Here is a 14,516-nt window from a genome sequence, read left to right on the forward strand (position 1 = left end):
AGGCTGCCGCCTTTCTCGCACTGCCCGAACGGCACCCCAATCAAGGGTGCTGGAGCGCCGCTAGCGAAAGGCCACAAGCCACACACTTGTACGCTGGTGCCGCGCCATTGGGGGAGTGCGGGAACATATACTTGGCGCCCGCCCCCGCGCCCGGTAAACCCACGCGAACCAGGCACCCGCCCGCCAGCCGTTGCTGCGGTATTGCTTTGGCTGGTCATAGTGCCTCCCGAACACTTTCACTAATCACCGAATACCGGCCTGGCATAATCCCGAGGGGCAGGGAGATGGCGAAGGCGGCGTCTTGCCCGCCATAGCATTTCCGGATCCGAATCCGCGCCGACGATGCCAAAGACCCCACCGCGTCAACCATGTCTTTCACATCGCCCGCGTCACTCGTCGTGGTTGCGGTAATGACCATCCCGAAATTCTCCAGCCCCGCACCGGCCGCTTCCTCGGCCGCGGAGGCTACCGCGTGAGCAAGTGCGACCTCATCGCGGGCCCGCACATTCGCCGAGGAGGAGACCCGCACGGAGGCCGCGTTCTTGTCTTTCTCCACGATCTCCCCGGCCCGCCCAGCCTCAATCGGCCGATAGAGCAGCGCGACGCGTTTGCGAGCGATACGAGGCGACGGCGCCAGCAGCGAAGCCAAAATGTTTGATTGGACGATACCGCGTGGGGCTGCGCTCATAACCCACGACACTGACACAGCGTTGTCGTGGACGAGGTTGTCCCAGTTAGCTTGCGTGGCACTCGGGCCAACCTCATTCCATCCCAAGGTAACTGCCTCGCTGCTGGCTAGTGCGTCGTCGAAAACCTCTTGTGCGCCCGGGTCATAAGCTAGCCGCACGACCCGCCCCAAACCGGCCGCATCTAAGGGCCGTACGAAGCCTGCGCCGGTCCCGGTGAGGGCTTGGGAGAGGGAGGGGAGGCGAGTGGCAAGCTCGAGGCCCGCCTCCTCGATATCAAGGGTTTTACTAGTGCCTTTCCCCAAATGATTCTCAAACGTGAGTGTCACGTAGGCACGCAAGGACGCGGACCCGTAAGGGTAGATATCGGCGACTTCGCTGAGCATCTGCTCCGCCAACGCCGGAATATTCTCAGCTTGGTGGGTGCTTATCTCGCGCTGGAGGCGCGAGCCAGTATCGGGAGCGGATTCAACGACGACGCTCGCCCCCACAAGGCCTGGTTCTTCACCCAGCCGGGCTAAGAATTGTCCCCACCGCGCGACCCACGTATCGACCTGGTCTTGCGTGACAAGCGATGCTCCTTCACTCTCACAAGCGAAAACCACAGCGAAAGTGCCCGCTCGCCCGGTGGTGATGACGGCGAAGTCGCGCCCGAAACCATCCACAAAATCGGCCACGTTCGTGGGCGCGAGGACACCTGGAAGCAGGAAAGCACCCCCTGTTACCCCGAGAGGGCCGGAGCGGTAGAGATTCTCACCGCGTCTGCGCGAGCGCCAAAATCGCATTCTTTCTCCAATCTTTCCCGCGAGTGACACCCCGTGCACGTCTTTACGGGCAAAAAGTAGGCCTAGGCTTCCGCCGATGCTGCCGAGCACAAGAGCGGGAATAATACCGGCAATAATCTGAACCAGGACCATCAAGATCAGGAGGGCGAAGACACCGACAGTCAGCGCGCCAGAAAGCCGCCCAATCCCAGGTGCCTGAGGCTTACGCCAATGGCCATACGTGCGCGGGCTACTCATGCGGTTTCCTCACTCTCATCAGCTCCGCTGGCCAAATTCGCGCTGAACGCCCCGGTCTGGCGCGCCTTATCAAACGCACCCCGACCCGGCTGCTTTGTTGGTAGCGCGAAAGGCGAGGCCGGTTTCGCGGGTGGGGTTGGGGCAGCCCCACTAGCCTGACCCCCAGCAGACACCGGTGGCGCAGGCGTGGCAGTGGCGGCCTGTTTCCGTGCCCGTATACCCCGTACACTCTTCTTCCCACGTGGTGATACCGATGTGGGAGCGCTGGTAGCCCCGCTCGCCCCGCCGTGTCTGCTGGCCGTGCTTGCTCCATTCGTGCCCGCGGTAGGAGTGGTGCTTGCCCCGGTAGCCCGCGCCCCACCACTACCACTACTGCTGGCGTTGGTTTTTGTGGCGCGTGCGGCCCGGACTTTCGATGCTCCACCACGCACAGCGGCAACCCCGCCACGCGCAACCTTGATAGCACCCGACGCGACCAGCGAGCCGGCTGCTCCGCCAATGCCGGCCGCTATCCCACTCATACCCGCACCGCTCGACATGGAGGCGGTTGCGGGGACCACGAAACGCATGAGCGCGGGCATAGCAAACCCCGCTAACACGAGTACCCCGACGCCCACGAGAATCGTGGTGACCGAGTTCGTGAGCGAAGAGTCATCGCCTATGGCTGCTTTCATCTGCTCCAGGACACACTTCTGGTACTCCTCGAGTTTCGCTTCGTCGAAGGTCCCGCAGGCTTGCTCAACCCGTGCGGTCATCGTCGGCGGACTCCCAGAAGAAATGAGCCGCATGCCTATCGAGAGGATGATCGCGAAAGCCGGCTTATATAAGAGGAACGCGATAATCCAGGTTTTTGTTTTCTCAAACCACTGCCGCCCCACGGCCGTGTTGGTGGCCGCTGCCGAAAGCGGCAAAATACCGATCAACAACACCAGGAAAGAATCCCGACACAACAGCAAAATCAATGCTAAGAGGGTGCCCAGCAGCATCGCCGCGAGCAGGAAGATCGTGAGGATCGCGAGGTTCGTGCCCTCATCAATCATCACGTTGATAGCGGCCTGGACACTCTCCATCGAACCCGACGACGAAAGCAGCCAGGAGGAGAAGAGGGAGGATGCTTCCATGAGGAGCTGGACGACCGTCACGCCCGCACCCGAAACGATAACGAGCTGGATGACTGATTGGAGCATGTCGCGTAGGGGTTCGCCGCGGCGATGCCACGCCATCGACCCCGCACCCACCAACACGCCCAGCAACATAAATAGCCCGGTTGCGTAGGCTAACGAGTCGTGGATCCAGGTGATCGCTTCCGTGTCCTCAAGATTCAGCCGCGGATTGGAGGATACGAAGCCTACGAGGAACTCCAGGAGCCACATGGAGGCGCTAGCCATTGCTTCAGCGAGCAGCTCAATGACGGAGCCGACGAGCGTTCCGATGCCTTTGCCGACCCAGGCGAGTGGGTTCAAAATATTCCACCCGCACACGTCCGTCACACAGACAGACGGTGCTGGGCCGCCGGGCACCCACATTGGGGCAGGCGCCAGGTAATCAGCAAACACTACCGCGTCCATAACGTCCACCCCGTAGACAAGGGCCGATCAACCAGCGTGAGCACTGTGGACATGTCGGCCACCGGCACCACCCGCCACGTCTTTTCCTTTTTGTCGTAGGTGAGGTCAAGGCTGCGCCCAAACACCACGCCAGGCTTCGCGTCCAGCATGAACGCCACCCCAATACTCGCCCGATCAAGGTCGTAATCGAAGATATGGAAACCCACCAGGCGCGGCGCGGGAAGCACCCGGCCGGCCAGCTCACCCGCAGCCTCAAGCAAGACGCGCTTGTCCGGCCCATCAGCCAATAACCCATCGAGAACCGTTTGAGCGTTTGGACCGCCCACCGACGACAACGACATATAGTTGAGCGCGGCGAGAAGCGCACCTTTAGGCGTATTCGTATACCCCGCAGCAATCGGCGTCTGCTCACACGGCCCCGCCCCCGGGAGGGTTGCGAGCCGCACGCCGAGCGGGCCGTCTTGCCACACGGGCGTGAAATTCCGGTCGGGTAGTGACATGTCACTAAAATCCAGACCACACTTAGCCACAGGCGACGCTGACGCCTGCGGCGAAGGTACAGCAGTAGATATGGAGGGGACCGGCGTAGGTTGTGTGTGAGTATTTGCGGGTGCGATGAGCGCCCACACCACCGCCACAATGCCAGCAACCAGCAAAAAACCGCCGATAGCTAGGCCTACACCCAGCCCCTTACTGCCCGGCTTATTGTCTTTACCCATGCCTGTCCCCTCCATTTTTTCCTTATCTCGGCTTCGTGGGTGCTTATAGGGTGATGAAAGCACCCACCAACGCCCCGGCCGACCCAATTAGGATCAAAGCCAGCAAAATCCAGAGCAAGCCCTTGGCTTCCTCAATACCTTCCCCATGCCTTGCGTTGATGGCGAGCTTGCCGGCAACAAAGAGAATTCCGATCAAGCACAAAACACCCGCACCCCAGGCGACGTACCCCAAAATCTGGGTGATTTTTTCGGTTCCCGGAGGTTGGGTGGGGGTAATATCAATAAGCGGCAAAAGCGCCGCGTGGAAGTAGTTTTCCAGAGCTGATAGTTGTGTCAGCATTGTTTTCTCCTTTAGATATCTAGGGACACCCCACCGACAGCGGGAATGTCATCAATAAAAACTTCTGGTTCTTCTTCGCCCACATTCGCTAGGCCGCGCAGTTCTTGGACGGTCTTGTGTGCGGCGAGCTGAGGGTCATCTTTCCCAAGCCGAATAGCCTGGCTGTAAGGCACCACCCACGCCCGCGGAAAAACGCTCTCGGTGAGTGCCCGCGCCCGCGCCAGCTCGCGCGGCAAGCGCCCGGGCTGATCGGCAACAAGCACCAACCCCAAGCATTCAACGCCGGCAACGCGCCCACCGAACACCGCGCCCGCGCACTCACGCGCCGCCGCCATGCTCGTAGCGGTGGTACGGGCAACCACCACACACCGCGCCGCTTGCGGGGCCGATACCGGCCACGCACGCCCAAAGTCCACTAGCCCGCATAGCGAAGCGAGCGTGGTTGTGCCCACACCCCCACTCGCGCCCACCGCAAACACCGCCGGGATCGGGTCGGTCCATACGCACGGCAGGAAAGTGCCTTCGCCTGGCAGGTCAGGAAGCTGACCCCAGGGCAGGGACTGCCCGGCCCGAGCTGGTTGTGTTTTGTGTTTACGCACGCAAACCCACCCCCATAGAAGAGGAACTGCCGGTAACGCCTGGCTGGGATACACGCGCCTCAAAAATGTGTGTGTTAGGTGCACTAGTAAAAGTGAGGCCACAAAAACCGAGCCGTACACCTAGACAAGGAGTAACACCATGAACGAAAACGCAACCATCCCGGTCCAGTCCGCCGCCAAGCTGGCCTGGCCACGTGACGTGGAAACCAGCATCGAAACCGTCTACGCCGTCACCGCGGACCGTATCCCGCCGTTCGTCCAACAATCGGCCTGGTACACCGACCGGGAAACAGCCGAAGCCGCAGCCAGAGAGATAAACGGCGCTGTGTGGGAAAGCCAAATAGTCACCACCATGTCTATAAGTGAATGGACCCTTGTTCACGCGCCCACCCCCACACGCGGCACGTCCACACCAGACACACCCGAGGAATCGTGACGGGTGGTACCAGTAACAATGCGCTTGAGCCGGGCTTCTTCATTTCGAGTAAACGTGCGCCGCCCGCGCGCGAAAGCCAGCAAAAACGAGCCTTCCTCACCCTCCCTGCGCGAGCCACTAACCAGGCCCATCCACGCACCTATCACTTGCGGGGACAGTCCGAGCCTTGCTAGTTCACGATCATCGCGCGCCTTCAGGAAACGGGATTGGAAACCCCACCGGGCACAAATTTCAAGCACCCGCCGCATCGCATGCCAAGCAAGACCCTGATCAACCCCGCGAGCGACAAGCTCACCGATAAGGAACTGCGCTCCCGCATTCCACGAAATAACATCATCAAGCAGCACCCGGCTGGTGCCGTGCTCATAATCCCCGGCCGCACCGCCATCTTCAGCATCGAAACGGGTATCGTCACCGATCAAGTGCTCGCGAATATTTGCGTGAGTAGTTTTTGCATACTGGCGGGCCGCTGCACGCAACACATACGCCCACCCGAACTCCGCCCCGATAACATCGCGGGTCTGGGTGCGGATAATCTCCCACACCCGAGTACAAAGGTCAGCAAGCACTTCCTTGGAACCAAGGCGTGAGTTGTGCTTGAGCAGGAAAGCCAAGCGGGAACGGGTACGCACCTCAATAGCTATCAAGAGCCGGTCAACAACCACCTTGTCACCCCACCCACACTCCTCCAAATACGCGAGAATCGTGGCCAGTCCGTCGTTCGTGAGCGGATCAACCAACCCGATATTGGCGGGCGTGGTAATCGCGTGGTCAGTGCCAGCAGTGCCAGCAGTGCCAGCAGTGCCAGCAGTGCCAGCAGTGCCAGCAGTGCCAGCAGTGCCAGCAGTGCCAGCCATGTCAGTACCGGTGGCGGTGGTGAGTGTTGTCGAAATAATCCGCAAGCCGCGCTCTAACTCACCGACGGTGGATGCCGCGGTGGTGGCGTCGTCTAAATACTGGCGGGGAGCAAGAACGCTCAGAGCGGTGCCGGTGGTGGATTCTTGCGCTGCAATCAGGCCCGCTCCCATCAAATCCCCGAGCGCTGCCCGAAAGTCTGATTCGCTCAGGCCCGCGCGTGCCTGCAAATCCGTAGGCGTCAGGATACATACCCCGGCCGGATCAGCAAACAACGCGACGACGCCGAGGAGGGCGAGGGAGTTTGCGCTGATGCGTCCGCCTTGCTCAAGTGCCCACACGCCAAGCCGCTCACCCATAACGCACCTCCTCACACGAATACATAGGGGTCATAAAAAGGAAGGAAGAAAAAGATAAAGAAAGGAATAGGAAGGATTGGGTCACCCCGCCAAGAGTGGGGGAGGTGTGGTGTGCCCGCACCCACAACTAGAGTGCGGGCACACCCATTCACCTACCTACTTGTGTAGGTGGATGGTTTGGTTAGTTGTTACGACGACGCAGCGCAGCCGCGCCAACGCCAATAAACCCAAGCGCGAGGACACTGCCGCCGAGGACGCTTGCCCCGGTGCGGGTCAACCGCCGCTTCGACCGGTCATTATCCCCATCGCCTGGAATCTCCACCGACACGGTCTGCTCGGAGTCCTTGAGATCGTGGTGAACCGAAACAGTGCGCCCGTCTTGGGACACGGTCTCGAAAACGACAACTTTCTTGCCGGCGAGCTTGCTGGCATCGAAACTAATGTCAATCGAGGCGCAGTCGTTCTTCGCTGCCGGAACAAACTTCGAAGTCACTGTCACCGGCCTGCCGTCCTTGTCCAGGAGCGGCTCGCCGTTATCCAGCATCAATGCCGTCGTTACTTCATATTCCGTGCCCGGCACCAACGTGCCAGCGATGTCACAGACCTTATCGGTAATCACCGCGTTCGGAGTCGGCGTGATCACTTTGTCGCCGTCCGTCTTATCGGTAGCGGTGGTTGCCAGCTTCGAGAAGGTCACCGTTTGGTTCTCGTCGTTAATATCCGTATGTACGGCGATTTCACGGCCGTCCTGCGTCAGTTTCTCGAAAGCCACCGTCTGCTTACCCGCAAACAGCGACCCGCCCACCACGAACACGACGCTCGCGGTGCCGTTCGGAGTCTCCGGGGTAAACACAGCCTGCGACGTCACCTTGTTGCCGTTCGCGTCCACCAGCGCTTCGCCAGTCGCCTTCTCCATCAGAGTGCCCTCAAGCAGGTATTCCTTGCCAGGCGTCAGGTTCTGATAAGAAACGGTATCGACAAGCTCCACTTTGTCGGTGTTCGGTGCCACGTGCGTACCTTCATAGGTGAGGGTCGTGTGAATTGACGGGGTAGGCGTGATAGTGAACTGCTCCGTCTTATCTTCAACGCTCGTGGCGAGGGGCTGGACGCGATCATCCCCAGCAAACTTGCTGACGAAAACATAAGTTCCGGGCAGATTCTTACCGCTCGCGTCTTGCTTCACCAGCCAGCTAGTTTCACCGATAGACGGGTAGAAGCCGTTCTTCGCCGGGATACTCACGGTCTCGCCGATCTTTTCAGCCTTAGCGCGGTTGGCCTCGGTAACCTCAAGGCCGTGGGGGAAGAACAACATCTCATGCTCGATCACCTGGGTGTCGGCTTTGAATCCCATCCCGCCTTGGAAGTCAGGGTGATTCTTCGGCAAGCCCGTCACGAAAACATCATCTACGAGATACGTGCCTGATTTGGTATCGCGAATCGAGAGTGTCGAGTCGATCTGTGCCGGGTAACGCACCGACGTGGTCTCGTCCGGCAGGCCGAACTGGTCGGCCCACCCAGCCTTAATCCACTTCGCCGCATCCGGTGCCTGGTCTTCAGCCTTGACTTCCCAAACCCAGCTGACAAACCCAGCCTTAGCGGTCGGCTTGGAGAGCGTGGCTTTGATCTGGCCCGGCCCATTGGCCACGACAGTCACGGACTCGAGCAGTTCCGCGCTGGCCGGGACATTGTCGACAGTGGCGGGCAGCTCGGCCGGGGAAACGTAATAGGCGCTCGCCCGGTAAGTCACCGGCACGTACGTACCCTCGTCAAATGATGTGCCAGGAGCAACGATGCGCGTCCATTCACCATCACGATAGGCTGGATCAGCAGACGCAGTAAAAGTATCGGAAAGCACTGCGCCCTTGTCGATTACTTTCGCGGTATCCACGTTCGAGACGCCGAGCGGCCTGAAATCGAAATTCTCCGACGTCGTCTCATTATCAAGGCCGTACGAATCGGCCCAGTTCTGATGGACATACTGGGCGTTTTCGCCTTGCTTGGCTTTATCAACCGACCACACCCAGCTCACGTAACCACGCTTCGGGGTGGTGAGCTTCGCTTCCAGCTTCTGGCCCTCGCCCGTCGCGGTCACATCCACGCTGCCGAGAACTTCCGCGCCCGCCGGGATGGTGGTGCTGGTTGCGGGCTTTTCACGGCCAGCCCAATAAGCGGTCGCGGTATAAACAACCGGAACCGGCTTTCCGTTTACCTGCGTCCACTGCCCATCCCCATAGCTTTTATCGACGCTCGTTGTAAGAGTGTCCGAGATGGTGCCATCCGTGTTGATCTCCTGGCTAGCCGCTTGGCTGGTGCCGGTGGGCTGAAAATCAAAAATCACACGCCACGACGGCCCCGGAACAGTCACCTCAGAGGGGTCACTCGCCGGACGGTTACCGGTGGTAATCATGTCCTGAATGCTTCCGTCGGACCCATACTTCGTCAACGTATTGCGACTTTCTGCCAAGTACACGGTCTTAAAAGACACAGTTCCGTTTCCTGTGGCGGTCCAGTTGAGTGTGATTGGTTCGCTCGCAGTATTGCCATTCCAGGTGTTAGTTCCGGTTGCATCAAAAATGGCCGGGCCGTTCAAAGTCACTGTGAATGGAAGATTCGGAACATAAGCACCTGCGGAATTAACCTGCCCGAGGCCGTTAATAACACCGGTTTTCTGGCTCTCGCCCTCTACGCGGCCGGTTTCATAGCCGACGACGGCGCTGTTGCGGGCCTCGCCCACATATTGCAAGGCGCGTGCCCAGGTGTCGGGCTGTTGGGTTTGGGTCGCTTGCGCGATCTCGGCCGCAACCGCCGCGCTGTTCTCAAAATTCGCATGCATCAACAGGCTGAGCGCCGCGAGATTCGTATCATCGCCCGTATTGGACTGGTACTTATGCAGGAGCCAGGCGGCCTGCGGCGTTGTCAAAGCCAGCTCCGGAATGTGCTGTGCCGAATCCGTCAAGGTTGCGATGGAAGTTAGGTCGTTCGGGCCTGGATCGGCCTTTTTGCCATCAATGCACCATTGCGGTGCCGGCTCGATCCCAACTCCGCCGATCTGAGGCGTCTGGTTGATATGCGGCCCAAGCCGCAACGCACCCGACGCGTTGATACCGACGAGGTCGATACCGCGGCCGACCGTCGCGTCATAGGCTGCTATGGCGTTACCGCCAAGCAAGCTGGAAAATATGAGAGTGAATGCCGCGAGGAGTGCGGCGAGCGTCCGGCCGCGTGGCCGGGCATGTGTGTTCGCTGCCATAATAGGTAACGAGTCCTTTCTATATCGAAATGTTTAAGGTCATTGCGAAAAACTGGAGGGATTCACCGGCTCGGTGCTTGTTGCCGCAGGCACCGAGCCATCTGTTTCAGGGGCGTTCCTTGGTGGTCATGGAAGTTAGCATGGCCATGTATTCCCAAACTCATCGCCGCAGACGCCTTCGCCGGAAGTGTTGTCGACGATTATGTCGCCGGTGTTTACCCATCCGCCGCCGTTATCTGCGGGAGCCGGGTCCGGGGCAGGAGCGACCGGCGCTGGTGCAGGGGCGTCATACGAATCATCGCTCGTCCACGACGAGCCGCTTTCCGTTGCGGAATATCCCGAATCCGAATACCCGCCCGCATCTTCCGAACCACCGCCGGACGATACCGCCGGCGCGGGAACCGCCGCCGGAGTTTGTGCGGCCGCCGCCTTGTTGTTCAAAGCATCAACACGGGCTTGGAGAGCTGCTGTCTTTTCCTTGAGGACGGACAAACGCGCGCTCTTCTCGGAAGCTGCGAAGCTCTTGCAATCCGCAGCTAACCCATCAGCCTCGCCGGCAAGACTTTCGACACCGCGGGCGGTGGTCGTGGCAGCCTCGCAGGACGCCGCGAAACTCGCCGCATCGCTACTCAAGTACGCTGACGTGGCAGCCGTGAACTGGCTCTCGACTTTCCCCGCTGCATCCTTGATCTGGGTCGCTTGCGCATCAAGGTCTTTAGATGCAGCCTGTAATTCCTTGGCCTGGGAACGCGCCGTAGCCGCATCCAAGTCCTTAGCGTTCGCCGGCTTGAAAGGCTCAGCAAGCCCGGCCCGCGCGGCTTCCACAGCCTGGAAGAGTGCCTGGCAGTCCGCGGGCACTCCACCATCAGCCTCGCACTCCTGCGCCGTGAAACCAACGCCGTCAACAGCTGCCTGCAGCGCGCTGCGGGCTTGCTCGGTGAGCGTCACAGCCTCCGAATAAGTCGCCCGGGCCTCGTCGGTGCCACTTGAGCGCCCTGCCAGGTAAACACCCGCGCCGGCCAAGACCGCCACGGACACGGCGACAGTCGGCCACAGCCACACACGCCTACCACGTGCCTTGCCCTGCTCGGTAGTGGCCGCGTCGCTGGCAACAGCCGTCATTTCGTCAAGCGTTGTTTGCTCGCTCATGGCTCGCCCTCCCTTTTCGCTAAAAACTTTCAAAAACTTGCGGGTTGTTTTCCTCAGCCTAACCCGCACTTATGGCTCTCCAGAACCCCTACACCGCACGGGACCAGCATCGCCCGGCGGCCCCGTAGAGGCCGGCCGCACCACGGCTGCCGGCGGGCGAGAAACCCTCGCACGTAGTCCCTCAGGCATCGCACGCACCTCGGCTGGATCCGGCCGAGTATCCACCACCACGGCAGTGCGCGAGCGCGGTGGCCGCGGCGGGCTAGCTAGCGCGATATCGCGGATGCGATGCGCGACAACCCCGCCAGGATTGTGGGCATCCCCCAAAGCGTTGCCGGCGAGCTGGGCACGAATTTCCGCGCGCTGCCACCCCGCATTGAGCGCTACCTGCAAATCCCGGGCAACCGCCACAAACCGTGCGGGTGCCAAGAAACGCACCAGGTCCCGGGGCACGCATTCACCGATCAAACCGGCTGCCCAGGCTTGCCGTGAACGCTGGTCCTGCCGCGAGCCTTGCGGCTGCGCAGTGCTCGACGGTTGCCCGCTACCAGACGGCGCGCTTGCCTGCCCGGCATCTGGCCGCCCCGAACCTCCCGGCGCTGGCTCACGCTGAGTTTGGCCCTCAGTGACCGGCACCGGCTCACGGCAAGCCGGAGTTACCGCGGCCGGCGGCGGGTGTGGGGTAGTCCCGCCAGGGACACCCCCACCCGCATCCTGCTCGGGATGCTCTGGCTTGGAATCCACCACTCCAACCATGCCAGACCCTTGCGACACAAAAGACACAAAAACTGCCGGCGGGCTTGGTTGGTTGGTTAATTCCGAACGTAGTGAGGAATTATTGGATATATCTTTAGATATATGCGCCGCGGCTGACCGCGGCCCGGTCCACCGTGCTCCGGTAATCCCCGCACGGTGAACCCCTGTGGATAACTCGCTGCCGGTTTCAACTGCCGCGGAATCTCGCGGTTCCCACCGTGCCGAGGTTTTCCAGGCACGGTGAAAATCGCCCTCATTTTCGTTACCTGGGTCACTCCCGGAATTTGAAACTGTCCGACAGTTCGAGTCGGGTGTTTCGCGGTTATCCACAGACCGGGTGGTGGCCGTTCCGGGGTTATCCACAAGATCAACACCCGCTGTGGCGACCGGAATAGCCTCGCCCGCGCCTTCCATGGGGACGGAAGACACTGCCGGCATAGACACCGTGGAAGGCGCAGGTGCCTCATCAAGGCGCCCCTCATCTTCCATGCCAGCACCGGCCGGAATGTCGGCAATGAATTCGCCTGGATGACTCGGACACCCAACCACCTGGCGGGCCGTGATCGCCCCGCTATCCATCCGCCCCTGGATTTCACACAATGCCTCACCCACGCTTACTGGGGTGTCGAACATGACGACGAGTTCGCGGATCTGACCCGACGCTCTGGTGCGGAAACGGAACCGATAATGCTCCGCTTCCAGAAGCGCGAGGGCTTTCCGTGCCCTGTGTTCGCCCATATCCCGGCCCATGAGATCGCGGTACCCAACAGGCGCATTCGGCGGTAACGAGAGCGACACGGTCGCCAACGCTAAAGCGTCATACGTGAGCGCGCGGTTGAAGATCATGGAGTTCGGTAGCGCCGTAGCGCCCCGCCGCACCGCAAAGTATTCACCCATGACGCACCCCCACACCACTACCGGCAGTGGCCGGCGTAATGGTGCCGGGTGCGTGTGTGGCAGCCAGGCTAGCCCGCAACTCACCAACATCAACACCCGGAACCGACAAACACGTCTTGACAAACGGACGGATTTTCACCGGCAAACACCGAAACGCAGTCAAAGGCGAGGCTGGGCGCTCAAACACCTGAGTGAGCAACCCGTGGCCCTCGGGCACGCGCCGCTCCCAGCGATACACCAACCCGTAGCGTTCAAGCTCACTCAAAGCACGGGTAACGCGATCACGCCCAAACCCACGCCCATTAAGAGCACTAACTGTCCGCTCAGCGTTTTTAGGCATGGCCAGCATCGCCACCCACACACTCAAAGCCTCATATGACAAATCCGGATCAAGAACCACATCGCGCTCAAGCAGTACCGGATAAGAACGAACCGAGAAAACCAATCCCGTATCAGTCATGAGGCCACCTCCTTACGGCGCACTGGGCACGGGCCGCTATTAGGCTGGGCCGGCCGGTGCGAATCCGATGTGCCCGCACCGACCCTGCCCATACCTGCCCGCCGCAGTGGAAAACGCGGCGAGCCACACCACCACTGGTGGTGCCTCCCTTTCTTCACCAAAACACGAGAAGAACCCACACACAAAATGTGTGTGTTAGCCGCACTAGTTAAGTTGAGGGGAAAAATCCCAGTTCTTTCCCCTCGAGTGCGAGCAATCCCGCTCGTGCTCCTACCAACAATCCCGAAAGGGGAGATTATGGAAATCATTTTCCTGTTTATAAGCGCTATTAGTAACGCCATGTCGGCATGGTCTAACACCCTCACCTTGTGGGGGTATGGGCCGAAAACCGCACCTATTGCGTCGGGTGCGTCGCAGACGCAAAGCGCATCTGACATGCCCGGTAGCGGGGTGGTTATCAATGCCGAGAACATCATCCTTGTTAATGGCTCGGTGTCATTGACTAGCGGCAGCGACTTGGAAACCCCAGAACGAGACAGCGAGACCAACCCGGCCGAAGACCCCGCACGCGACGAAACAAAGTAACCGACCGTAGCGGGAAGAATAGGGCCGGCTGACTCTCTAGGAGTACCAAGAGTCAGCCGACCCGCGCGCCACACGACGCGCACCCCAACCACCACCCGCATAATAAGAGTGAAGAAAAAACCTCTATCAACGGAGATGGAAGGGAAGACGTGATTAGACTCGAAGGCCTGAGCCATGCATGGAAGAAGCACAAGGCCCATAATGTTTACCGGATCCTTTTCACGTTCACCACGAACCTGGAAGAAGACGGAACTTACCGGCCCTACACTTTCGACTGCCTGTTCGTGGGGGCACCCCAGCCCCCTTACAAGCTCCTCATCGCCACCCACAAAACACCAATCCCCTGGTGTCACATCTACGAGGTAGAAGAAATCGCGAAGGGAGTTCTGGCAGTGGAGACCTACCTCGGTGATGACTACGGGCCACTTCTGCAAGCCTTGGGAATCGGCGGACACGGCGGAAAAGTGAAACTTCCTATCAGAAACATTGTCGAGGCTGCCAGTAACGCCGCAGCACGGCAAAACGTCCGTGAATGGGTGCCCCCGGAAAAAATCCCGCCCTCGCTGCGCCGTAACGTTGAAGAATCCGAGAAAATCTACTTCTACGGATGGCTCGACCACCAAACCGAAAACGCCGGCCGTCATGTCACCGCAGCGAACCTGGACAAAACCGCATGTCTCCTCGGCCTGGACATTGCTCGTTTTTGCAAGACCAACAACATTAGTAGCCGCTGGACAGACCGACCCAGCCCCGCCAGCCGTGAAGCAAACACGCAAAGGCCGCTGCCTCCGGGCTGGTCGCGTTAGCCAGCCAAGCGGTCGCATCGCATTAGGTG

General features: G+C 60.2%; 13 protein-coding genes. 3 read left to right on the forward strand and 10 right to left on the reverse strand.

The window, feature by feature from the left end; genetic code table 11:
* Window positions 1–214: 214 nt before the first annotated feature.
* The 5 genes from HMPREF9237_RS02950 to HMPREF9237_RS02970 all read right to left on the reverse strand — a co-directional run bounded on the left by HMPREF9237_RS02950 (window position 215) and on the right by HMPREF9237_RS02970 (window position 4,934).
* Complete coding sequence (locus tag HMPREF9237_RS02950) at window positions 215–1,708, reverse strand: SCO6880 family protein (RefSeq protein ID WP_016442242.1); 1,494 nt, start codon at window positions 1,706–1,708, stop codon at window positions 215–217.
* Entirely contained in the window at window positions 1,705–3,276 is a 1,572-nt protein-coding gene (locus tag HMPREF9237_RS02955) for a hypothetical protein (RefSeq protein WP_016442243.1), read from the reverse strand. The genes HMPREF9237_RS02950 and HMPREF9237_RS02955 overlap by 4 nt, the downstream gene beginning before the upstream one ends.
* Window positions 3,264–3,776: a hypothetical protein gene (locus HMPREF9237_RS02960; RefSeq protein ID WP_155875801.1), complete on the reverse strand. Its 513-nt coding sequence runs from the start codon at window positions 3,774–3,776 to the stop codon at window positions 3,264–3,266. Before HMPREF9237_RS02960 ends, HMPREF9237_RS02955 begins: the two co-directional genes overlap by 13 nt.
* A gap of 262 nt (window positions 3,777–4,038) precedes the next feature.
* Window positions 4,039–4,335 carry a hypothetical protein gene (locus tag HMPREF9237_RS02965; RefSeq protein WP_016442245.1) on the reverse strand — a complete coding sequence of 99 codons (297 nt, stop codon included), beginning with the start codon at window positions 4,333–4,335 and terminating at the stop codon, window positions 4,039–4,041.
* An 11-nt stretch (window positions 4,336–4,346) separates the two neighbouring features.
* Window positions 4,347–4,934: a DUF6668 family protein gene (locus HMPREF9237_RS02970; protein ID WP_016442246.1), complete on the reverse strand. Its 588-nt coding sequence runs from the start codon at window positions 4,932–4,934 to the stop codon at window positions 4,347–4,349.
* Window positions 4,935–5,073: 139 nt separating this feature from the next.
* On the opposite strand from HMPREF9237_RS02970, the gene HMPREF9237_RS09200 reads away from it, so the two are divergent.
* Window positions 5,074–5,370, forward strand: a complete 297-nt coding sequence (locus HMPREF9237_RS09200; protein ID WP_016442247.1) for a hypothetical protein — start codon at window positions 5,074–5,076, stop codon at window positions 5,368–5,370.
* Here the strand turns inward: HMPREF9237_RS09200 and HMPREF9237_RS09600 are convergent.
* From HMPREF9237_RS09600 to HMPREF9237_RS02995, 5 genes are all read right to left on the reverse strand, one after another.
* The gene (locus tag HMPREF9237_RS09600) at window positions 5,313–6,584 is read right to left on the reverse strand and encodes a hypothetical protein (protein WP_016442248.1); all 1,272 of its coding nucleotides are present in this window, start codon (window positions 6,582–6,584) and stop codon (window positions 5,313–5,315) included. The two genes, HMPREF9237_RS09200 and HMPREF9237_RS09600, sit on opposite strands and share 58 nt — an antisense overlap.
* Window positions 6,585–6,765: 181 nt before the next feature.
* Entirely contained in the window at window positions 6,766–9,834 is a 3,069-nt protein-coding gene (locus HMPREF9237_RS08870; protein WP_016442249.1) for a VaFE repeat-containing surface-anchored protein, read from the reverse strand.
* Window positions 9,835–9,969: 135 nt separating this feature from the next.
* Window positions 9,970–10,983, reverse strand: a complete 1,014-nt coding sequence (locus HMPREF9237_RS02985; protein ID WP_016442250.1) for a hypothetical protein — start codon at window positions 10,981–10,983, stop codon at window positions 9,970–9,972.
* 69 nt (window positions 10,984–11,052) lie between these two features.
* Window positions 11,053–12,636, reverse strand: a complete 1,584-nt coding sequence (locus HMPREF9237_RS02990) for a hypothetical protein (RefSeq protein ID WP_016442251.1) — start codon at window positions 12,634–12,636, stop codon at window positions 11,053–11,055.
* A complete protein-coding gene (locus HMPREF9237_RS02995) occupies window positions 12,629–13,096 on the reverse strand; it encodes a hypothetical protein (protein WP_016442252.1) in 468 nt (155 codons plus the stop codon). The genes HMPREF9237_RS02990 and HMPREF9237_RS02995 overlap by 8 nt, the downstream gene beginning before the upstream one ends.
* A 297-nt stretch (window positions 13,097–13,393) precedes the next feature.
* On the opposite strand from HMPREF9237_RS02995, the gene HMPREF9237_RS03000 reads away from it, so the two are divergent.
* Window positions 13,394–13,681: a hypothetical protein gene (locus HMPREF9237_RS03000; protein WP_016442253.1), complete on the forward strand. Its 288-nt coding sequence runs from the start codon at window positions 13,394–13,396 to the stop codon at window positions 13,679–13,681.
* Between the two features lie 149 nt (window positions 13,682–13,830).
* A complete protein-coding gene (locus tag HMPREF9237_RS03005) occupies window positions 13,831–14,487 on the forward strand; it encodes a DUF6037 family protein (protein ID WP_016442254.1) in 657 nt (218 codons plus the stop codon).
* Window positions 14,488–14,516 lie beyond the last annotated feature (29 nt).

This window comes from Actinotignum schaalii FB123-CNA-2 (assembly GCF_000411135.1).
Lineage (GTDB): Bacteria > Actinomycetota > Actinomycetes > Actinomycetales > Actinomycetaceae > Actinotignum > Actinotignum schaalii_A.